The 22,666-nt window shown below is 42.7% G+C and carries 20 protein-coding genes; 6 read left to right on the top strand and 14 right to left on the bottom strand.

What is annotated here, in order from left to right; translation table 11 throughout:
• Positions 1–174 precede the first annotated feature (174 nt).
• Positions 175–4,095, bottom strand: a complete 3,921-nt coding sequence (gene hrpA, locus FE394_RS09850; protein ID WP_419836326.1) for an ATP-dependent RNA helicase HrpA — start codon at positions 4,093–4,095, stop codon at positions 175–177.
• A gap of 266 nt (positions 4,096–4,361) precedes the next feature.
• On the opposite strand from hrpA, the gene FE394_RS09845 reads away from it, so the two are divergent.
• Positions 4,362–5,000, top strand: coding sequence for an FMN-dependent NADH-azoreductase (locus FE394_RS09845; RefSeq protein ID WP_319926210.1), 639 nt, complete (start codon positions 4,362–4,364; stop codon positions 4,998–5,000).
• 28 nt (positions 5,001–5,028) lie between these two features.
• Here the strand turns inward: FE394_RS09845 and FE394_RS09840 are convergent, their stop codons facing one another.
• Genes FE394_RS09840 through FE394_RS09830 form a run of 3 tightly spaced genes read right to left on the bottom strand, consistent with a single transcriptional unit; the run spans position 5,029 to position 8,232 of the window.
• Entirely contained in the window at positions 5,029–5,349 is a 321-nt protein-coding gene (locus FE394_RS09840; protein ID WP_319926209.1) for a YdbL family probable chaperone protein, read from the bottom strand.
• 10 nt (positions 5,350–5,359) lie between these two features.
• Positions 5,360–5,539, bottom strand: coding sequence for a YnbE family lipoprotein (locus tag FE394_RS09835; RefSeq protein ID WP_319926219.1), 180 nt, complete (start codon positions 5,537–5,539; stop codon positions 5,360–5,362).
• Between the two features lie 41 nt (positions 5,540–5,580).
• The gene (locus tag FE394_RS09830; protein WP_319926208.1) at positions 5,581–8,232 is read right to left on the bottom strand and encodes a YdbH family protein; all 2,652 of its coding nucleotides are present in this window, start codon (positions 8,230–8,232) and stop codon (positions 5,581–5,583) included.
• A gap of 245 nt (positions 8,233–8,477) precedes the next feature.
• Here FE394_RS09830 and FE394_RS09825 point away from each other — a divergent pair, with 245 nt between their 5' ends.
• On the top strand, positions 8,478–9,473 hold the full coding sequence (locus FE394_RS09825) for a 2-hydroxyacid dehydrogenase (RefSeq protein ID WP_319926207.1): 996 nt from the start codon (positions 8,478–8,480) through the stop codon (positions 9,471–9,473).
• Positions 9,474–9,497: 24 nt separating this feature from the next.
• Positions 9,498–9,932 carry an META domain-containing protein gene (locus FE394_RS09820; RefSeq protein WP_319926206.1) on the top strand — a complete coding sequence of 145 codons (435 nt, stop codon included), beginning with the start codon at positions 9,498–9,500 and terminating at the stop codon, positions 9,930–9,932.
• 731 nt (positions 9,933–10,663) lie between these two features.
• Here FE394_RS09820 and ghoS read toward each other — a convergent pair.
• The 5 genes from ghoS to FE394_RS09795 form a co-directional block, all read right to left on the bottom strand.
• Entirely contained in the window at positions 10,664–10,975 is a 312-nt protein-coding gene (ghoS, locus tag FE394_RS09815) for a type V toxin-antitoxin system endoribonuclease antitoxin GhoS (RefSeq protein ID WP_319926205.1), read from the bottom strand.
• Between the two features lie 155 nt (positions 10,976–11,130).
• On the bottom strand, positions 11,131–11,568 hold the full coding sequence (locus FE394_RS09810; protein ID WP_319926218.1) for a YcgN family cysteine cluster protein: 438 nt from the start codon (positions 11,566–11,568) through the stop codon (positions 11,131–11,133).
• A gap of 18 nt (positions 11,569–11,586) precedes the next feature.
• Complete coding sequence (locus FE394_RS09805) at positions 11,587–12,243, bottom strand: fumarylacetoacetate hydrolase family protein (protein WP_319926204.1); 657 nt, start codon at positions 12,241–12,243, stop codon at positions 11,587–11,589.
• Positions 12,244–12,307: 64 nt separating this feature from the next.
• On the bottom strand, positions 12,308–13,393 hold the full coding sequence (locus tag FE394_RS09800) for a lytic murein transglycosylase (protein WP_319926203.1): 1,086 nt from the start codon (positions 13,391–13,393) through the stop codon (positions 12,308–12,310).
• A 45-nt stretch (positions 13,394–13,438) separates the two neighbouring features.
• Positions 13,439–13,711, bottom strand: a complete 273-nt coding sequence (locus tag FE394_RS09795; protein ID WP_319926217.1) for a YcgL domain-containing protein — start codon at positions 13,709–13,711, stop codon at positions 13,439–13,441.
• A gap of 159 nt (positions 13,712–13,870) precedes the next feature.
• On the opposite strand from FE394_RS09795, the gene minC reads away from it, so the two are divergent.
• The 3 genes from minC to minE are packed head-to-tail and all read left to right on the top strand — an operon-like array spanning position 13,871 to position 15,663.
• Positions 13,871–14,554 (top strand): septum site-determining protein MinC, encoded by a 684-nt coding sequence (gene minC / locus FE394_RS09790; RefSeq protein ID WP_319926202.1) that lies wholly within the window; start codon positions 13,871–13,873, stop codon positions 14,552–14,554.
• Between the two features lie 23 nt (positions 14,555–14,577).
• Positions 14,578–15,390, top strand: a complete 813-nt coding sequence (minD, locus tag FE394_RS09785) for a septum site-determining protein MinD (protein ID WP_319926201.1) — start codon at positions 14,578–14,580, stop codon at positions 15,388–15,390.
• Between the two features lie 3 nt (positions 15,391–15,393).
• The gene (gene minE, locus FE394_RS09780) at positions 15,394–15,663 is read left to right on the top strand and encodes a cell division topological specificity factor MinE (protein WP_010845755.1); all 270 of its coding nucleotides are present in this window, start codon (positions 15,394–15,396) and stop codon (positions 15,661–15,663) included.
• 127 nt (positions 15,664–15,790) lie between these two features.
• Here the strand turns inward: minE and rnd are convergent, their stop codons facing one another.
• The 5 genes from rnd to FE394_RS09755 form a co-directional block, all read right to left on the bottom strand.
• Positions 15,791–16,921 carry a ribonuclease D gene (rnd, locus tag FE394_RS09775; protein WP_319926200.1) on the bottom strand — a complete coding sequence of 377 codons (1,131 nt, stop codon included), beginning with the start codon at positions 16,919–16,921 and terminating at the stop codon, positions 15,791–15,793.
• A gap of 171 nt (positions 16,922–17,092) precedes the next feature.
• A complete protein-coding gene (gene fadD, locus FE394_RS09770; RefSeq protein ID WP_319926199.1) occupies positions 17,093–18,784 on the bottom strand; it encodes a long-chain-fatty-acid--CoA ligase FadD in 1,692 nt (563 codons plus the stop codon).
• A 382-nt stretch (positions 18,785–19,166) separates the two neighbouring features.
• Positions 19,167–19,751 (bottom strand): Slp family lipoprotein, encoded by a 585-nt coding sequence (locus FE394_RS09765; protein WP_319926198.1) that lies wholly within the window; start codon positions 19,749–19,751, stop codon positions 19,167–19,169.
• A gap of 133 nt (positions 19,752–19,884) precedes the next feature.
• Positions 19,885–20,580 carry a tRNA (adenosine(37)-N6)-threonylcarbamoyltransferase complex dimerization subunit type 1 TsaB gene (gene tsaB, locus FE394_RS09760; protein ID WP_319926197.1) on the bottom strand — a complete coding sequence of 232 codons (696 nt, stop codon included), beginning with the start codon at positions 20,578–20,580 and terminating at the stop codon, positions 19,885–19,887.
• 64 nt (positions 20,581–20,644) lie between these two features.
• On the bottom strand, positions 20,645–22,561 hold the full coding sequence (locus FE394_RS09755; RefSeq protein WP_319926196.1) for a DNA repair helicase YoaA: 1,917 nt from the start codon (positions 22,559–22,561) through the stop codon (positions 20,645–20,647).
• Positions 22,562–22,666 lie beyond the last annotated feature (105 nt).

The following is a 22,666-nucleotide window of genomic DNA, read 5'->3' as shown; positions in this document are numbered from 1 at the left end:
GCGGCATTGCGATATTTAGGGTGGTAGCTCACCCTTTTTGTTTTTTTAGATTATTAGTGTAGTGCTGATAAGTATAGTTTGTTTAATATAGAAGTATGTTGTAACTATACTTTGGTATCAGGCAACTATTTAGCGAGGCGGTAGTAAATAATAATCACTACCGCCCACAACATATTATGATGCTATATTTTCCATTACCTGAAAAATACGTTTGTCAGATATCGGATATGCAGTACCTAATTGTTGGGCAAACAGGCTAATCCGAAGTTCTTCGATCATCCAACGAACTTCTTTTACTTCCGGCAATTGTTTCTGCTGAACAGACAGTTTCGCCAGCCATTGTTGCCACTGACGCTGGATATGCTCAATCCGACTCATATGCGCCCTATCCTTGTGAGGATCAACCGCCAGTTTTTCCAACCGACGCTCAATACCATTCAGGTAACGCAGAACCTCCGCCAGACGCTTCCAGCCGTGAGAGGTAACAAATCCAGTAAAGACCAGACCGGAGATTTGTTCTTTAATATCAGATAATGCCAGTGCGAGTGAAATATCAATCCGCCCTTTCAGACGTTTATTAATGTTAAATACCGCCGTCAGGATCTGTTCCACTTGTTTGGCAATATCAACAACCGCCTCGTTCAAATCAGCACGCACTTTATCCTGCAAACTGGAAAATGCCTGTTTATTCCACGCAGGCCCACCATTTTCAGCGATTAATCGATCGACGCCGCAAGAGATACAATCATCGATCAAATCCAATACTTTTCCATATGGGTTGAAGTACAGACCCAGTTTAGATTTGTTGGGTAATTTTTCATGCAGATATTTAATAGGCGATGGAATGTTCAGCAATAACAGGCGGCGCGTTCCTTCCCACATGGCATTTTGTTGTTCGGTTTCAGTTTCGAACAGTTTAATGCCAATACTGTCTTTCTCATCCACCAGAGCCGGAAATGCTTTAACGGAATAACCGCCGCGTTTTTGCTCGTAACGCTCAGGTAATTCACCAAAGCTCCAGATATGCAGGCCACTTTGTTCAATACCATCATCTGCAACCGCCGAAAGTGTTTCCTGAACTTTCCCTTTCAATTTGAGTTTCAGTACTGATAAATCTTTTCCTTCCGCCAATGCCTTATTTCTCTCACCCGTTTTTTTCTCGCCAAGAACGCGGAATGTTATCTTCAGATGATCAGGTACTTGTTCTAACTGCCAGTCATCACGTAACACGGTCACACCCGTCATGCGACGTAATTCTTTTTCAAGGCTATCCAATAGTGTCGCTTGGGGTTGTGTAATCCGCTCTAAAAATGCTTGTGCATAATTAGGTGCTGGGACAAAATTACGGCGTATTGGTTTTGGCAGTGATTTGATCAACGCAATAACTAATTCATGACGAATACCCGGAATTTGCCAGTCGAACCCTTCATCTTTAACCTGATTCAATACTGGTAGTGGGATATGTACCGTAACACCATCCGCATCAGTGCCCGGCTCAAATTGATAGCTCAAGCGGAATTTTAAATTATCCTGATGCCAGTAATTAGGGTAATCCAATGCACTGACTTTATCTGCATCCCCCTTAATCAACATGCTCTTTTCAAAGTTGAGCAATTCCGGCTGATCTTGGCTTGCCGTTTTCCACCAGCGATCAAAATGACGAGATGAAACAACATCTTTGCCGATTCGTTGATCATAGAAACTGAACAGGGTTTCATCATCCACCAAAATATCCCGGCGGCGAGATTTATGTTCCAGTTCCTCAACTTCTTCACGTAATTTCAGGTTAGCGCGAAAGAATGAATGACGAGTCTGCCAATCCCCTTCAACCAGCGCATGACGGATAAACAGTTCACGGCATAACATTGGATCTATCTGGCTATAATTCACTAAACGTCCTGCTACAATCGGTAAGCCATATAACGTGACTTTTTCCGTTGCCATCACCGCTCCCTGAGATTTTTGCCAGTGCGGTTCATTATAATGGTGCTTAATTAAATGTCCGGCCAGCGGCTCTATCCATTCAGGTTCGATACGCGCGGCAGTACGTCCCCACAATCGGCTGGTTTCCACCAATTCAGCGACCATTCCCCATTTAGGGGGCTTTTTAAATAAGCCAGAGCCCGGAAAAATAGAAAAACGGGCATTACGTGCACCAGTATATTCCTGCTTATCCGTATCTTTTTGTCCGAGATGGGATAGCAAGCCGGTCAGCAAGGCAATATGGATACTACGATAATCTGCTTCCTGACTGTTGATTGGTAATCCAATTTCTTTAACGACTTGTCGGAGCTGGGTATAAACATCCTGCCATTCTCTGACACGAAGGTAATTCAGATAATCCTGACGACAAAGTTTGCGGAATTGGGAACTAGACAGCTCTTTCTGCTGTTCCACCAGAAAATCCCACAGCTTCAGGAATGCAATGAAATCCGAATCTTTGTCTGCAAAGCGACGGTGTTTTTCATCAGAAGCTTGTTGCTTTTCGAGCGGCCTTTCTCTTGGATCTTGAATCGATAACGCCGAGGTAATGACCATCACTTCACGAACGCAACCATATACTTTGGCTTCCAGCACCATGCGGGCCAGACGTGGATCGATAGGCAACTGCGCTAATTGACGCCCCATTGACGTTAATCGGTAAGCACCTTCTGACAGGGATTCCGGATCTATAGCGCCCAGCTCTTCCAATAAGCGAACACCATCTTGGATATTGCGTTTATCTGGCGCTTCAACAAACGGAAATGCGCTGACATCGCCCAATCCAATAGAAGTCATCTGTAAAATAACAGAGGCCAGATTGGTGCGCAGAATTTCCGGATCAGTAAATTCTGAACGTGATAAATAATCATCTTCGGAATAAAGACGAATACAGATCCCGTCAGAAACACGACCACACCGCCCTTTTCGCTGATTGGCAGATGCCTGGGAAATAGGCTCTATCGGCAAGCGCTGCACTTTGGTGCGATAACTGTATCGGCTGATACGCGCATACCCGGTGTCGATCACGTATTTGATACCCGGTACAGTCAACGATGTTTCAGCTACGTTGGTTGCCAATATAATTCGACGACCAACATGGGATTGAAATATCCGGTTTTGTTCGCTGTTAGACAATCGTGCAAAGAGTGGCAGAATTTCGGTATGTAGGAAATTTTGCTTGCTGAGTGCATCCGCTGTGTCGCGGATTTCCCGCTCTCCACTCATGAAAACCAGTATATCGCCCGCGCTTTCACGCCCCAACTCGCCCACAGCATCAATAATGGCTTCAAGCTGATCGCGATCACTGTCATTATCATCACCCGCCACTGGGCGGTAACGCACCTCCACCGGATAGGTACGCCCCGACACTTCAACAATGGGTGCATTGTTAAAATGACGAGAGAAACGTTCCGGATCAATCGTTGCAGAGGTAATGATGACTTTCAGATCAGGACGTTTTGGCAACAACTGACGCAGATAGCCAAGAATAAAATCGATATTCAGGCTCCGTTCATGAGCTTCATCGATAATGAGCGTATCATATTGCAGCAACAAGCGATCTTGTTGTAATTCCGCCAGCAAAATACCGTCAGTCATCAACTTGACCAATGTATTTTCACTTACCTGATCATTAAAACGGACTTTGTATCCGATCGTAGAACCAAGTGGCGTCTCCAATTCATCCGCAATACGGTTGGCAACTGAACGGGCGGCCAAACGACGGGGTTGGGTATGTCCGATCAGCCCTTTGATCCCTCTACCTAATTCAAGACAGATTTTTGGGATCTGGGTAGTTTTCCCTGAGCCGGTTTCACCCGCAATGATAACAACCTGATTATCCCGAATCGCTTTATAAATATCGTCTTTTTTCTGGCTGACAGGTAAGTTTTCAGGGTAGTTAATTGAGGGACATGCGGCTTGGCGATTAATGACTTTCTTCTTTGCGGTGGTTATATCCTCGGAAATGGATTGTGCCACGGCCTGCAAAGAAGCTTGATTCTTAATTTTTGCTGCTCCATGCAGGCGTTTTCTCAAACGGAACTGATCGCGCAACATTGCGTGATCAAGTTCAGCGAATAATTCAGCAAATGGTGCTGTCAAAGGTGATTCCACTGTGATAAATCCTTGTGACGTTCTTAAACTGGGTAGCGCTGTCTTTGCAGGCTCAGAGGATAGTTTCTTATGAGTTAATCCTTAGAAGTGTAACATATATTGTTCAATTCCATGTACTTCATATATATCCTTCAATCATTCAGTGAATTTGAATGCTTATCTCAAAATATTAAGTTATTGCCTGAACAATTTCTTGTATAAGATACTCCACACAGCAAAATAATTAACTAAATTATAGTATTGATAGTTAACGAAGGAAGTAAAGAATGAGTAAAGTACTGGTTCTGAAATCCAGCATTCTGGCCCAATATTCCCAAAGTAATAAAATGGCCGACTATTTTGTCGAAAAATATCTGGCTAACTATTCAGATAGCGATATCACCATCCGTGATTTAGCAGAAAACCCAGTTCCGGTACTGGATGGTGAGTTAGTCGGGGCCTTGCGTCCAAGTGACGCAGAACTGACGGAACGCCAACAATCAGCTTTAGCTCTGTCTGATGAGATGATTGCAGAATTAAAAACACACGATGTTATTGTAATCACCGCACCAATGTATAACTTCACTATTCCAACTCAGCTAAAAACCTACTTTGACCTGATTGCCCGTGCCGGCATGACGTTCCGCTATACTGAAATAGGTCCCGAAGGTTTGCTGAAAGGCAAAAAGGCTATTGTCTTGACTAGCCGTGGAGGTATCCATAAAGGCAATCCAACCGATTTGATGACACCCTATTTGCGCGTTTTTCTTAAGTTTATCGGCATTACAGACGTAGAGTTCGTATTCTCAGAAGGTTTGGCACTGGGTGCGGAAGCAGCCAGCCAGACTCATCAAGATGCCCGTGATGTGATGGATGATATCATAGAGAAAATGGCACAAATACAACCCGAAGAAACTGCCGCTTAATCAAGACTGAGTGCGCCAGACGGCGCGCTTATTTTTTTACCCAATTACCGTTGATACCAAGCACATATTCCCCCGATGCCGCGCGATTTACCAGTTTTTCGCCCGCCATTTTCGCGACTTGGTTCGTTGTCATGTTATTTTGGGCTGCAATTTCAGAATATTTCTTTTCCCGCTCATCATTAATTACTTTGACCATAGATAGAGCATCTTGGGTTTTTTTTACGGGTGCCAGATAGCCACTGAACGTTTCTCCTACCAGTCCTTTCTGTTTTGCTTCATTTAATTCCATGCCCACAGCAAAAGAGCTGAACAGCAGACTCATCAGAAATACCACTCCTGCTTTTTTCATATTCTAACCTTTAGAATAAATTAGAGTTATTCTTGAGCATATCTTCAATTTGCCGATCAACTTTAATATGAATCTCATGCTCAATTTTCACGTTCATGTTGATATTGATAGGCTTATCCGGCGTCGCCATTTCCAGCCTGATACACCCTGTCAATGCCATATTGAATAACATCATACCAGCTAACATCATGCTGACCCTGACGGTCGGCAACCCGAATCTAATTTTTGTTATCATTCATCACTCCCGCTCATTACAGATATATTTTTCTGTAACCACTCTTCCAGATTACTGCCAAAACGCAGACTACGCCACAATTGAAAAATGTTCTCCTCATGGCGATAGTTAAGCCTGACTTCACGCTTTTTATCTACCACGGGGTTAACCCCGCTGATCTCTGAAGATAATGTCAAGATCCCCAGATTATTGAGAGTTACATATGCCTTTAAACGCTCGATTTCTAAATAACGTAGCCAGTCCATTGCGATACCTGCCGATAAATCATTTTTTCCTATGGAATCGACAGTATCTTTATCCAGTCTCAACGTCAGATAGTCCTCATTGGATACCCATCCTCGTTGAATAATCCAATTTTGATCATTTAGTAATACTGGCAGTTCACCGCTGATCTTTCCTGACATCGCCATTTGCTTGACTTTTAACACGCCAAACAATTTGCTCAGATTCAGTTTGTTAAATCGCAATATAGCGGGTTCTTTTTGTGGGAGCTGTAATTTATTCATTCCCAATTTTCCATCCAGAATATCAGTATGCACATTAGTCAGCGCCAATGGCTGTGTATCAGTCGGAGGATAAAAACCCATCAGATCCGCTGTTACATTTTGCAAATCAAATAGTCCCTTAATTGCTTTGATTCGAAGCTGAACTGGTGATGCCAATCCCAGTTGCCAAGTCTGTTCCTGCAAACGCCAGGGCAAAATAAAATCCAGACCATCTACTTCCCCATTTTTCAGCCACATGCCCGCATTTTTCACTACCCAATGACCACCAGCACGAAATCCTTGTCCTTTTGCTGCTGAAAAAGCAGCTTGTGCATAAATATCCCCACTACGTACCGTAATACCCAGATCTGGCGGAATAAACGACTGGAATGCCAATAAAGATTGTCGTGGCCAACGGGCTTCCCCCCTTAATCGCTCTCCATCCCAGCGCCCATAAAATGGAATGGGGCCAATACCTTTGGAATGCAATGTACCATTTAGCATAAAATTATCGGGTGACTGCCCAATCAATGTGGCCTTAAAGTTAAAAGGAGGCAGGAAACCACCAGAACGAAATTCTGTTCTCTGGGCAGATAACTGCAAATCCCCCATTAACTTAGCGTGATTTACTCCGCGCTCCCAAACTAACGGTTTGGTTAGTTTTAAACGCGGGGTTTTCATCTGTACAAGACCATATTGAATAAGGTCAAACCCCGTGTTTAATGAATTCACTGTTATCTGTGATTGATTCCAGTTTCCTATGCCAGCAATATCCCATTTGGCTTGTAACGGAGGTAAATTCCCATCCCCCCAATAGCGCCATTTCCAATTTCCCTGATCAGGCATAAAATCTTCAGCATACCCATCCAGATGTAATTTAAATTTTCCCCAATAGCTGTCCTGCGCCGTCACTATGGCTTGAAGACGTCCGGTAAAACCCTCGCGCGTCAGGTAAGTCCCTGCTAAAGGCAATCGTGCCTCTTTCACGGTAAACGTTTCACTGACTTTTCTCCATGCCCGAAACAGTGCCCCTGTCCGAAAGGTAATTTTAGGTGCAACCAGTGATCCTGTTATGACAGCAGGTAATGACATCGTCATGGTCATCTGTCCGCTATTCATCTGTCCGGTTAACTGAAATGGGATATGAGCATCAGTGATATTGATTGGCGTCGGTTGCACTGAAAGTACGACATTACCTTTACCCTGCCCATTTTGAGTAACCAGATTAATCCGTCCGCTAACAGACATCCCTGACAACCCCTTTTTCCATTGAAAAAGCGTAAGATTAACGCCCCCAGATAATGGCTGACCAGCTTCCAACCATTGCCATTTCCCCCCCGTTATCTGAAATTGCGATTCATTGATTGACCAGGGTAATTCCGCCAGTATGTGTTTTTTCTTTTCGCCAATAATTTTATTTTCTTCAATAACAATGAATTGCCCGCTTTTCCCCTGCCATGTCAATGTTACCTGTAGCGGCTCCGGATATTGACTGAGAGATAAATGCGCGGTGATTTGTCCTTTTTCAGGCAGTTCTTCAATATTCAGCGGTAATGCAACATCCCCATTCAGATTAATTTCCTGATCAGGCAATTTCACATAAAGATTATGAATAATAAGAGTTTTGTTATCTTTAATATGCGCATTCAGTTTTAACTGTTCACCTTGGTAAGAGAATAATTGCCCCTGAGCTGACGAACTAAATTGAAAACTACCGGCGAAATCCGGCCACGGCATAAGAGCTATGTGATCAACAGTAAGCCTGACCGAAAGTATAGAGGATAATATTTCCTGAACAGATAATGGTGGTGACTGTTTTTCCGCAGCAGAGAGAGCAGGAAGTTGTGACAGGCACTGGCTTTGGCTGGCAATATTGGCAACATGAATATTCCAGTCATGGCCTTCAGTATTTTCCCAACGTGGATACTCCACCAATAAGCCAGATATGCGAATCCAATCGCACTCTTTTGCTTTCAATGAAATCCCATCCAACCATAATCCACTCTTTTTCAATTCAGGTTGCGTCAGAGAAAGGGTGACACCTTGTGGCAACCAATGACCGGCAAGCAATGGAACCCAGCGTGGAAGTGTATACCAACCTGCCAATACCAGTAACACCAACAGTAACATCATCACTGAGAGCACTTTTAATATTTTGGTCATCAATCCTTATCTCTTCTTTGCAACCTTATAGCAACTTCCTGTTATGATAGTCTCATATCAGGCTCTAAGCCGATTTATTATACAGGCTATTACTATGAATAGCTTATCAGGCGATTTATTCGAGTATAGCGAGATATAACGCTTAGAACCTTCAGTAGATGTTATTATTGCAAACAGTTTTCAGCAATGTGAACTCATGAATGGCTCGGATGATTCTACAGTTACTGTATGGCGGAGATATTGTTATGAAATTGGTTGTTTACAGTACAAAGCAGTATGATCGTAAACATTTTGAAATGCTCAACCAAAAACTTGGCCTTGATTATCATATCGAGTTTTTTGATTTTCCTCTGAGTGCACAAACTGCCAAAAATGCCGTTGGCGCAGACGCTGTCTGTATTTTTGTCAATGATGATGGCGGACGCGAAGTTCTGCAAGAATTAGCAGAGATGAATATCAAAGTATTGGCATTGCGTTGTGCCGGATTCAACAATGTCGATCTGGATGCAGCAAAAGAATTGGGTATTCAGATTGTTCGGGTACCGGCTTATTCACCTGAATCAGTAGCTGAACACACCGTTGGATTGATGCTGTGCCTGAATCGGCGCATTCACCGTGCTTACCAACGCACCCGTGATGCCAACTTTTCCCTTGAAGGCCTGACAGGTTTCAATATGTATAAACGTACGGCCGGTATTGTTGGTACGGGAAAAATAGGTCTTGCTACTCTAAGAATTTTGAAGGGTTTCGGTATGCGTTTATTGGCACATGATCCATATCCAAATCCAGAGGCTTTAGATATGGGTGTGACATATGTCGATTTAGATACTTTATACTCTGAATCTGATGTTATTTCCCTTCATTGCCCTATGACACCAGAAAACCATCATTTATTAGATGAAACGGCATTCAATAAAATGAAAGATGGTGTGATGATCATCAATACCAGCCGAGGTGCACTAATCGATTCCATTGCTGCGATTAACGCATTAAAACAGGAAAAAATCGGGGCATTAGGCATGGATGTTTATGAGAATGAACGCGATTTATTCTTTGAGGATAAATCAAATGACGTTATTCAAGATGATATTTTCCGCCGTTTGTCTTCCTGTCATAATGTACTGTTCACTGGTCATCAGGCGTTTTTAACAGAAGAAGCGTTAACGAGTATCAGTGAAACGACTTTACAAAATATCCAGCAATTAACATCCGGAAAAATTTGTCCGAATATTGTTGGATAATTTCAGAGAACATCAGGAGATAAAATGAAAAAAGCGATTCCGTTAGTGGTCGCCACCCTGTTACTTACAGCATGTCAATCTTCGGGGGTTAGCGCTACGGGAAATGTCAAAACCAGAGATCTACAAAATCATCATTTTGCTTTGGTCAGCGTCAATAGTGAGAATATCTCGAATAAAGAAGACAGCAAGCTTTCGATTATATTTGATGAAAACATGCATGTCTCAGGCACTATGTGTAACAATTTCATGGGATCTGGCAAATTAAAGAACAACGTACTGACTGTCAAAAATTTAACCAGAACCCAAATGTACTGCACCAAAGAAAGACTCAATCAGTGGGATCAGGTGTTTAATGGCATGTTGACTAAAGGTGCAAAAGTCAGCTTAAAAGGTAAAAAACTTACATTGGTTAATGGCCAAAACACGTTGGTTTATACTTTGCGGGATCTTGACCAATAACCCAATGATATTTTTTCTGCTTACATGAATTTGATTACCCAGCATGATACTGGGTAATCTGTTAAAACGGTATTTCAATTAATATCCGCATAAGCGAAGTTATCCAGTTGATTCCAATCTTATATTTTTATGACAACATAACACCAATTATCAGTGTGATAGCAATCCAAACCCCTACAAACGTTATATAGCTCATCCATCTGTTGTTCATTTTAACTTTCCCTCATTATCAGACAAATTTCCATAGCTGCACGGTAGTGGCTTTGACTGTCTGGCACAGAAAGAGCACCAACAGTCTCTGATATATATTAGGTAAGCAGCATAAGTACCATTCTAATATTTATTACATATCGTTATGGAATTGATTGAGTTGTTGTAAGAATGGAACAATATTCTTGCCAGAATCGGATTCAGTGTGCTATTTCGGAATATAATGATGCCCAATTTATTTTTTAAAGGCCACGCCGGAGCGTAACCTTAAATTAAATATATAAATTTGAATAATTTATTCATCACGCCAGTTAATATAAAAACGCTTGGTTACTCCCGCCTGCTTCATTACTATACCTAATTACTATACCTAATTTTTTTGCGTCAGGGGTGGTTTGGCTATGGTATTCGTAGTTTATTATAAAATGTGAGTTTTTACTTCAATCAAATACCCTTGCGTAGCAATGAATATCATTTGATATATGATAGGTACTCGATTAAATTATCAACCTGATCACTATTCACTCGCCAAAGCCAGATTCCGTGTGTTGTTTCTCGGGATAGAGTGACGCACTCCAGTTACTGTAAGTACAAACAAATATGGCAGGATCTTTATTTGAGAACGGCGTAGCCATAGATTTAATTTTTTCCGCCAAATCAATGGATTCTAATGGAGAATTACCAACATAAGTTCCAGTGGGAAGGCGGTGCCATTTTCCGTTAGGAAAACGGATAGATTGATTGAACTGATTCGCTGTCATCCTTTTATGCAATTTTTCATAGCCGTCAGAACCCGTACCATAAAGCTCCACACGAATCAAATAGCTTGCCATTTCTCTTTCCTTGTATTGACTATTGAACAAACAAGTTATCAGTTTTTCTTTATAGTTTAAAGTCGGAAAAGCGGGAGGAAAATTCGATATTAATGGTATATCGGAAATTGCATTACCATGATATAAAATCCCTTTCATATCAATCAATAAAATAACTATTCTGGTTTATTCAATATATGGTCTTCCCAATCTACCACATCTGCTTCACGCACAGCAATATACCTGACAGAAATGCGCTCCGCATGCATGGCCGATTTTGAACCACTGACCAATGGATGCCACGGCAGAAGTTTTTTCCCTTCACCAATCAAACGATAAGCACAAGTCTGCGGCAACCATGCAAAAGTAATCATATTCTCACGGGTCAATTTGATGCAGTCAGGCTCATATCTGAAACGATCTTCGTAATTCTTGCACTGGCAGGTTTTGATATTCAGTTGATTGCAGGCAACATTGGTGAAATAAATTTCATCAGTATCTTCATCCATCAACTTATGCAGGCAGCACTGACCGCAACCATCACATAGTGCTTCCCACTCCGGGTCTGTCATTTGTTCTAAGGTTTTCACCTGCCAGAAAGGTTGAGACATAATTTCTGTCATTCCTCGTGGTTAAATCACTCTGGTGGTCAAAACGTGCTCATCAAGAGAAACGTTTAATACATCACCAGATTGTAGTGGCCCCACACCTTCAGGCGTTCCCGTCAAGATGATATCGCCGGGGCGCAGGGTAAAAAAGCGTGACATATAGCTAATCAACGGGATGATAGGCATGCGCATGTCACTCGTATTGCCGTTCTGGCGCAATTCGCCATTTACTGTCAAAGACAGTTGAGTATTTTGTGGATCACCAAAGGCATTCACAGGAATAAAACCTGATATCGGGCATGAACCATCAAATGCCTTACTTTTTTCCCACGGTTGTCCTGATTGTTTAAATTCTCGTTGCAAATCACGCAATGTCAAATCCAGTGCAACGGCAAAGCCCGCAATAGCCTTACTGACTCGTTCCTCATTAGCATTCTTGAGTGTAGAGCCAATCAAAACAGCCAATTCAATTTCATGGTGCACTGAACCTAACGAGTGCGGGATGGAAACAGGCTGGCAGAGATCACAAAATGCGGTTTCAGGCTTGATGAATATCACTGGTTCTTCAGTTGATTGAGAACCCATCTCTTTCATATGACTATCATAATTGCTGCCGACACAAACGACTTTATTGGCAGGAAAATCTAACAGTACGCCCTGCCAATCACGATGCTGGTACATAACATTCTCCGTTATCTGTTTTCAATCCGCTTATTTCAACACCTGAAGTTTAGAGATCCGATTTTCAGTGAGTAAGGAAATGAGTTCGCTGCGTGATACCATCTGCCATCATACCAACACTAAGGGCAAAATAGTAAGAACGATTCCAGTGCATAATAGTACGGAAATTTTGTGTTACCCAAAATGCTCTCTGTGTTGGTTCATCAGGGATCACAATCCAGCCTTTGGTGTTTACAGGTAGTTTAGCAAAATGCGGGGATGAGATCCCTAATGCCTGCCACTGGTCTATCGTTTTACCCTGCTCAGGCTTAACACCTTCCAGTGTCGCGTCAAAACCCGCAGGCAGGGAAATGGCATATCCCCACGGTAAACCTTGTTGCCACCCTTCCTTGGACAGATAATTTGCGGTCGAGGCAAAAACATCGTCTTTATTGTTCCAAATATCTATTTTGCCATCTCCATTGCCATCCGCGCCATAAGTCAAATAAGAGGTTGGCATGAATTGGCTCTGGCCCATTGCACCCGCCCACGAACCTTTTAGGGTTTGGTCTTCATCAATATATTGGTTTTGCATAATTTCTAGCGCAGCCAATACCTGTTTGATGAAAAACACCTCCCGGCGACCTTCAAAGGCCAGCGTGGATAATGCCGAAATGACATCTTCTTTTCCCTGAATTTTGCCAAAACCGCTTTCCAACCCCCACAAAGCAACAATATAGGCTTTCGGTACACCGTATTTATGACTGATTGTTTCTAACTGAGGAAGATGGCTTTCATATTGTGCGGCACCCTGATCAATTCTCCAGGTTGGCAAGACGCGATTCAGATAATCATCCAACGTAACTTTCTTTTCCGGCTGATTACGGTCAGCCTTAATGACTCTCGGAATGAAATGAATATTAGCAAATGCCCTGTCCAGTGTTTTCTCACTGAAACCTTGCTCTCTCGCTTGCTGTTTCAGCAATGCCACGTAAGCAGGAAATTGTGATGGTTCACGGGAACTCAATGGAAAATCGCGATCCAAAGCCCTGACTTCTGTTTGGGAGCGAGCGGTCAGCGCAGATGGGTTGTACAATTGTTTACCACCTGATGCACTGCATCCTGCCAACAGAGTTGCCGCCAATAAAGTCATCCCAGTGATTAATTTCATAAATCAGCTCCTCGGTTCAGGATCAGGCCGTTGCCAGATATTTTCTTATTGCTTGGTTGATGCCAAATGGTCATTAATCAAACTTTCTACTGGCGGTGGCACTTGTAAGTAAAATCCTTGTTCACTCAACGCCATTTTTACTTTTTCAATATCTGCATTGGCGAGTTTTTTTCTTTCTGATAACGAAATCATCATTGAATATTGAGGTTCACCAAATGTTTTTAACAACTCTTCAGGAACGCGCGAGAAATCACCTCTTTTTTCAACATAAAGATATGTTTGGTCACGTTTTAGGCTTCTGTAAATTACACAAATCATTGTCATAAACTCTTTTAAATTAACTCTGCGGCTTGCTTGAATAATTCACTAACTATAACATGCTTATTATATTTAAGAATATCGTCTCCCAGATGTTGTTATAGAAAACTATTCTAGGTAATCACTTGGGAAACTTAACCTTGCTGAGTCAAAATATCGATGCCACAGTCGCCAATTGAGCTAAAAGGTAGTAATTTTACGCTTTCGGTCGTTCATTTGCATAATGACCAGCCGGAAGTCATTCACAAAGCTATGCGGGAAAAAATGGAGCAAGCGCCTGAATTTCTGAAGAATGCTCCTGTTGTTGTCAATATAGCCAATCTCCCTGTTGATGCAGACCTACTCGCTCTCCGCCATTCTATTGAATCGGTAGGCTTGCGTATTGTTGGCATCAGTGGCTGTCAGAATGAAGAACAACGAAAAATTGTTTTAAAATCTGAACTCCCTTTATTGAAAGAAGGTAAAAGTCAGAAAGTTCTTACTCAAGAAAATAAACCGACCGAACCTATTTTCAAAAAAACTCGTATAATTAATACACCTGTTCGTTCAGGACAAAGAATTTATGCGCCAAATAGCGACCTCATTGTGACAAGTAATGTGAGCGCTGGTGCTGAATTAATCGCTGATGGAAATATTCATATATATGGTGTGCTACGTGGACGAGTATTGGCAGGCGCATCTGGCGATCAAGAAAGCCAGATTTTCTGCACCCATTTAAATGCTGAACTGACATCTATTGCAGGCCAATATTGGCTCAGCGAAAAAGTTCCAGAGGATTTTGTTGGAAAAGCAGCAAAATTACGTCTGGTAAACAATGAATTAACTATTGAAACCTTAGTCTAGCCCTTATAACAAGGAATCGCTTCATGGCACGCATTATTGTTGTTACATCTGGAAAAGGTGGCGTTGGCAAAACCACTTCAAGCGCGGCCATTGCTACCGGTCTGGCCCAACGAGGGAAAAAAACCGTCGTTATCGATTTTGATATCGGTCTACGGAACCTCGATTTGATCATGGGCTGTGAACGCCGAGTGGTCTTTGACTTCGTAAACATCATTCAAGGTGATGCCAGCTTAAATCAGGCGCTTATCAAAGATAAGCGCACAGAGAATCTCTACATTCTGCCTGCCTCTCAAACCCGCGATAAAGAAGCTCTCACCCGTGATGGCGTCGAGAAGATTCTGAATGAATTATCTCAACTGGGATTTGATTTTATTATCTGTGATTCACCAGCAGGTATTGAAAGCGGCGCATTGATGGCACTCTATTTTGCCGATGAAGCAATTATTACGACAAACCCGGAAGTTTCATCTGTCCGTGACTCTGATCGTATTTTAGGGATTTTAGCGTCTAAATCACGCCGTGCAGAACAAAGTGAAGAGCCGATTAAAGAGCACCTGCTATTGACTCGTTATAATCCAGGACGTGTGAACCGAGGTGATATGCTCAGCATGGAAGATGTACTGGAAATTCTGTGCATTCCTTTGCTTGGAGTTATCCCAGAGGATCAATCTGTTCTCCGTTCATCCAACCAAGGTGAACCTGTTATTCTGGATAAAGAATCTGATGCTGGTAAAGCATACGAAGATACCGTTTTACGTTTACTCGGTGAAGAACGGCCTTTCCGTTTCATCGAAGAAGAAAAAAAGGGCTTTTTAAAACGCCTGTTTAGGGGGTAACGCATGGCTTTGTTAGATTTCTTCCTGTCGAGAAAAAAACCGACAGCAAATATCGCCAAGGAGCGGCTACAAATCATCGTGGCAGAGCGGCGCCGTGGTGACTCTGAGCCTGCCTATTTGCCTGAAATGAAGCGAGATATTCTGGCTGTGATTTGCAAATACGTACAAATCGATCCGGAAATGCTTTCTGTACAATTTGAGCAAAAAAATGATGATATCTCTGTACTGGAACTTAATGTAACATTACCAGAGATTGAGGAATCGCTAAAATAACAGCATCAAGTGATGCTATTTAATTTAACACGGTAATTCCTCAAGAATATATCGGGATGTGGTAGCATCCCGATATAAAATCCAAACCGAAATGTTTAAACAGAGTAGCGGATGTTATTTTGCTGAATTATTGTGCTGAATAATGACCCAATATTTCGGCAACAGGTTCAGCCAATAACTTCCCACGCCAACCACTGATTAACTCAGGCTGATACTCCGATGATTTCAGTTTCCAATGCCAATTGAGCAGTTGGTTGATTTGTCGGCGAGAAGCCAGCAACTCCGCGCTGAAATGATAGGATTCACTCACTTGAGTGACCAGTGACTTAATGTCTTTAAAAATCTTGCGATAGCCCGGATAATCAATCAGACTCATAATTTGAGCCGGATACTCTTCTTCTGGAATATCTTTGCAGTCTACAACCATCGCCAACAAACGACGACCGTGACAACGAATTTCCTGCCCACTCAATCCCAAGGCATTCAACTCACCCAGAGATGTCGGCATATAGCGGGCAATCTGCCATAAGTTCTCTTCACGCACCACAAAATTAATCGCCAGATCACGTTCCCGTGCCTGATTTAATCGCCATGCTGCCAATTTTTTCAGACAAGCCAACTGCTTGGGCCGCAACTGCCATGCGTTACCAATATCCTTGTAAGCGAATTCGGGTTTCACTATTTCTTTACGGCGTCGGGCAATCAGATCACTTTCATCTTTTGCTGCATCGATATACCCAGCCTGCTCTGTTTTCTCCATCAGAATATCGGCGAGTGGCAATAAATAATAAACATCTGCTGCTGCGTATTCACACTGCTTTCCACTTAACGGACGCGCCAGCCAATCGGTACGAGATTCGCTCTTATCCAACTCTACATGCAAATACTCATCAACCAACGTTGCAAAACCACATGACATTGGATGACCAATAAATGCAGCCAATACTTGAGTATCAATCATGGGTTCAGGCAAGCACTGGAAGCTATTGCTAAAAACTTCTAAATCTTCACTGCCGGCATGGATAAATTTTAATACACTTGGCTCCGTCAATAATTCTCTGAAGGGCTGCCACTGCGAAATTTCGAGGGGATCAATCAAAGAAAGCTGCTCACCATCAAACAGTTGTATCAAACCTAATTGGGGATAATACGTCCGTGTACGTACAAATTCGGTATCCAGTGCAATTTTTGCTTGTTTTTTAGCCCGCTCACAGACTGACTGTAATTGTGCATCGGTAGTAACTAGCTGATAATTCAAAACATAATTCTCTTAGCCATTCATAATGACACGCAAAATAACGCCGGTAAAAACCGGCGTTATTAATGTGATAGGCAATCTTAAAACTTTTATTTTACCTTTGTACCCTTCTCTCCCAAGCGTCTGTTCTATTAGCGCCGGTAACTAAAGATAGTTTGGGTATTAACATAATCAATTTATAGCAGCATTATTCGCTTTTGCTAACTCTTCGTTACGAAGCTCTTTGCGAAGAATTTTACCTACGTTGGATTTAGGCAACTCATCACGAAATTCAATGAGTTTTGGCACTTTATATCCCGTCAGGTAACGGCGGCAATGTGTTTTAAGCTCATCCTCAGTTAAGCTTGGGTCTTTACAAACCACAAATACTTTAACAGTTTCTCCTGAGTTTTTGCTCGGAACACCCACTGCTGCCGACTCTAACACTTTAGGATGGGAAGAAACAATATCTTCCACTTCATTTGGATAGACATTAAAACCGGAAACCAGAATCATATCTTTTTTCCGATCAACGATATGGAAAAAGCCTTTTTCATCTATGTTGGCAATATCCCCTGTTGCCAACCAACCGTCTTTCAATACTTCATCCGTAGCTTCAGAGCGGTTCCAGTAACCTTTCATCACCTGTGGCCCGCGTACCCACATTTCACCGGCTTCTCCCAGTGGAACTTCATTACCGTCTGCCCCGATTAGCTTGATTTCTGTCGAAGCAACGGGGAAACCTATACTACCACTGTAGTGAGCCAAATTATGGGGATTAGCCGACACCAGAGGGGCACATTCTGTTAGACCATAACCTTCCAGCAAGTGACAACCTGTCAGATTTTCCCATTTGTCAGCGACCACTTTCTGCACCGCCATACCACCACCAACAGATAAACGTAGTGAGGAAAAATCCAGCTTGTGGAATTCTGGATTATTCAGCCAGGCATTGAATAACGTGTTAACACCTGATAACGCAGTAAAGCGATAACGCGATAATTCTTTGACCGTACCATTAATGTCACGAGGATTGGTAATCAGCAAATTTTGCCCACCCAGCTCAATGAAGAACAGGCAATTTATTGTCAGGGCAAAAATATGGTACAGCGGCAATGCCGTTACCACAAGCTCCTGACCAGCCTTCAGCAATGGAGCGTAACTACCTTTAGCCTGTTCAAGGTTTGCCAACATATTTCGATGAGTCAGCATGGCACCTTTTGCCACCCCGGTCGTCCCGCCTGTATATTGCAGAAAGGCCAAATCTTCACCATTCACATCGGGTTTGACATACTGCATACGGTAGCCTTTATGCATTGCACTACGGAATGAAATCGCATCCGGTAAGTGATACTTTGGTACTAGCCGCTTAACGTATTTAACAACGAAATCAACCAGTGTTCCTTTTGGACGGGAGAGTTGATCACCCATGCGTGTCAAAATAACGTGCTTGATTTGTGTATTGAAGACAATCTTTTCTAAGGTATGTGCAAAGTTAGAAACAATAACAATGGCTGATGTCCCACTGTCATTAAGCTGATGTTCTAATTCACGCGGGGTATAAAGCGGATTAACATTTACCACAGTCATCCCTGCACGTAAAATGCCAAACAGTGCCACAGGATATTGCAGTAAATTCGGCATCATCAATGCCACGCGATCGCCTTTTTTCAGCCCCAGTCCATTCTGTAGATAAGCGGCAAAGGCACGGCTACGCTCTTCCAGCTTACGGAAAGTCATTACCTCGCCCATATTGATAAATGCGACTTGATCGGCATAATGAGTCACAGCATTTTCAAACATTTCAATCAACGACGCATAACGGTCGGGATCGATTTCTGCCGGAACATCTGCCGGATAATGTTTTAGCCAGACTTTTTCCAAGTTGAATACTCCTGAAATCTAATTGCGATGTAATCACTGACAATAAAACAAACCAGATCTGTATATTTAACAAATTATTAACTCAGCGTACCAGTTTGAAAAGAAACAATGTTCAGGTTGGCGATACACATCACTAATTTAATACAATTCATTACTGCAAAAAAATAAGGCAGCTTCTGCCGCCTACATGTTTTTATTAATTATCAATAAGTTACTTAATTAATAAACACTTTTATTTATAATTCGTTGATTATACACTGATTTACTATTTTTTGATTTAAAAGTCACATCATTATTCCAAATAGTTATAATAAAAGTGCCTCAATAAAAGATAATTATTAAGATATGACATCAGGATAGAATTTTTGATGAGCAGATAGATTTAATCAGTCAAAATCGGTTCAACTGGTGCAGATTGAAGCGGTGAATAGACTCTCCAAATAGGATCATAAGGGCTACCATAATAGTTCCATGGATCAGCGCCAAGAGATGGAGGCAAAATCACTCGTTGAGATTCATGCCAAAGTTTCAACCCTGTTACAGTAATCGCAACGTAATTATATGGGCTATTACCTACTTTGCCTTTTTCAAGGCCAGTAATTTTCCCCACAACTGTCACATAATGATCTTTAAAATCACTGGGCTCTAAAAAATTATTCACATAAGCATAAACACGTCCCAGAGAAGAAGTTTTCAAACGCGGGACAGCGTTGCTTGCCAGTGGCATAGCGGAAATTTCCAATCTGGTCTGGTCTTTTTCATTTAAAACACTGAGTACTTTCCCACCAAACCGGCCTTCATGCCCAATATATAATTCAGGCCTATTTTTGACAGAAACCAGATTTTCTTCAGGTGCCTTGGTTGTTCCTTTGATGATATCAGGAACCGATGCACAACCTGCAAGTATCATCGTTCCCAATAGAGCCACCGCTTGTAACATGCCTCGATAGTGTGTTCCGTTGAGCATAAATCCTCCACCTCGGTATAAAATTGATCATGTTAACTATAACCAACTATTTATATTCATGGATACCGCAGCCTGTCACAAGTGGCATTTTATAATTTTATATTTGCTATTTATTTCACCAAGCAAAAGCCCATTAGCGGCCCGGTAATTTTTTCCATGTCACTTCGTTGCGCAGGTATACAGGCTCAGCCTCTTCAACTGCTGTCGCCTCTCCGTCTTTCCACATCTTCACCGCCAGCGGCAGCATATCTTCCGCATAAGGTAAAGTAATATCGCTTGCTAACAGTGTTAAAGGGCTGTCCAGCAATTGAGGATAAGCCTCCCAACCGGTACCAGCAATCGCCCACTCACCAGACAAGGAACTCATCATCGCTTGCACCTGTTCAGGTTTCAGAACAGCCTCTGTTTCATCGCCCTGCCATTCACCCAGAGAATTACGAGTATATTGTCCCCAATAGACTTCCCCCATACGAGCATCAATGGCAACCAAAACATTTGTTGCTTCTTTCAGGCGAAATGCACCCTGGGCCATCGTTTTCAGGGAAGAGACACCAAGCATGGGTAATTCAGCACCCAATGCCAGTCCTTGTGCAATCCCAACACCAATCCGTACTCCCGTAAAACTGCCCGGTCCACGACCAAATGCCAACGCGTCCAGTTCTTGCAGGCTTACATTGCTTTTCGTCAGTACTTTTTGCACCATCGGCAAAATACGTTGGGTGTGCTCTCGTGGAGAAATTTCAAACTGTGCTTCAACAGCACCTTTATTCCAAAGTGCAACAGAACAGGCTTCAGTTGCAGTATCAATAGCTAAAATCCGCGTGGACATGCCTTAACTCCGGCAAGAATAGAATTCGAAACAAGGGGGCTATACTACCATAGCCCCGATAATTTTACTCTGACTGTGATGGACGTGATTTCAGAAAGGCTACCGCTTTTGATAAATCACGGGTACGGGATGCTGGAGGCAAGCTATTAAGAAAAACCTCACCGTATGGGCGCATCACCAGCCGATTATCACAGATAACAACAACACCGTAGTCATCAATATCACGGATCAGGCGTCCAACTCCTTGTTTCAAGCTGATAACTGCATCGGGAAGTTGCACTTCATTAAAGGCATCGCCTCCTTTAAGCTGGCAATCTTCAATACGTGCTTTAAGCAGGGGATCATCCGGTGCGGTAAACGGTAATTTATCAATAATGACACAAGACAATGCATCACCACGAACATCTACCCCCTCCCAAAAGCTGCCTGTAGCCACCAGCAATGCATTACCCGCAGCAACAAATTGTGACAATAATTGTCCTTTGCTCGTCTCCCCCTGCACCAAAACAGGTAATGTCATACTGGCACGAAACTCTTCCGCCAGACTGCGCATCATTTGATGAGAAGTGCAAAGGAAAAAACAGCGTCCTTTATTGCTTTCAATCAATGGTTTCAGCATACGGGCCAGCCATTTCGCCCCACCATTCTGGTTAGGGGATGGTAAATGGCGCGGAACACACAATAGCATCTGACGCTGATAATCAAAGGGACTGGGCAGAAGCAGCGTCCGGGCTTGTTTCAATCCCAAACGTTCCGTGAAATGTTCGAGCTGTTCGTTGACCGACAGAGTTGCCGACGTAAACACCCAACACCCTGACTGTTCACGAATCATCTCACTGAATTTATCAGAAACAGATAATGGCGTTAATGCCAGCAAAAAATGTCGTCCATAACTTTCGAACCAATAACTGTAATTAGGGACGGTAACATCAATCAGCCGCTTAAGACGATGACGATAGAGAGTTGCCCGTTCAAAAGCCGCATCCAACATAGCTGAACGCCCCAAAGAAAGCTTCATTACGTCATAACAAAGTTCCAGAGCATCATCTAATTTCACCAATGAACGTTGAATGTGCTGCTGTTGCAAAGCTTCCCGGAGATTACCCCGATAACTGCTTTCTCCCAGCGACAGACGAAAATCCTGTGCACTTTGGCTGAGACGGTCTGCACTTTTTTGCAACTGAGCCTGATCCCGCACTTCGATACGGTAAGCCATGATGATATCGCGCGATAAATCCATCAATTGGCGGCTACTAAGCTGCTGACCAAAATATTGACTGGCGATATCAGGAATTTGATGTGCCTCATCGAAAATCACCACATCAGCCTTCGGAATTAATTCCCCGAATCCAGTATCCTTAACCACCATATCCGCCATGAATAAATGATGGTTAACGATCACAACATCGGCTTCCATTGCTGTACGGCGGGCTTTCAGGACAAAACATTCCTGATAGCTCGGACAATCACTGCCGAGACAGTTATCATTAGTGCTCGTGACCAACGGCCAGACGGCACTATCTTCTGCCACATGATGGCAAGTGCTGATATCGCCCCCTTCTGTCTGACTTGACCAATGTTTCAGTTTAACCACATCCGCCAATATCTCAGCTTCTAACTGAGAATTACCGATTGATTGTTGTTCCAGACGCTCAAGACATAAGTAATTAGAACGCCCTTTTAACAGTGCCTGATTACCCGTAAAACCTAAAGCATCAACAATCGTAGGGAGATCCCGACTGTAGAGCTGATCTTGCAACGCCTTCGAGCCAGTGGAAATAATTACTTTTTTACCGGAACGTAAAGCCGGCACCAGATAAGCATATGTTTTACCGGTTCCCGTACCCGCTTCCACCACCAATTGCTGCTGTTTTTTGATTGCAGCTGTAATAGCTGAAGACATTTCCCGCTGAGCGTCACGCGGCTTAAAGCCCGGTATGGCTTTGGCAAGCACCCCATTTTTCGCAAAATCGTCTGACACGGACTGTCTCTTTTCAATGAAATTGATTTGAATAATAAAATAAATTCTCCAGAAAGCAAAAAGGCCACGTCGGAGCGTAGCCTTGAATTCAGGGTGTAGATTTGG

The organism is Xenorhabdus littoralis (assembly GCF_033949345.1).
Classification (GTDB): Bacteria; Pseudomonadota; Gammaproteobacteria; order Enterobacterales; family Enterobacteriaceae; genus Xenorhabdus; species Xenorhabdus littoralis.
This window is presented reverse-complemented; position numbering and strand designations above follow the sequence as displayed.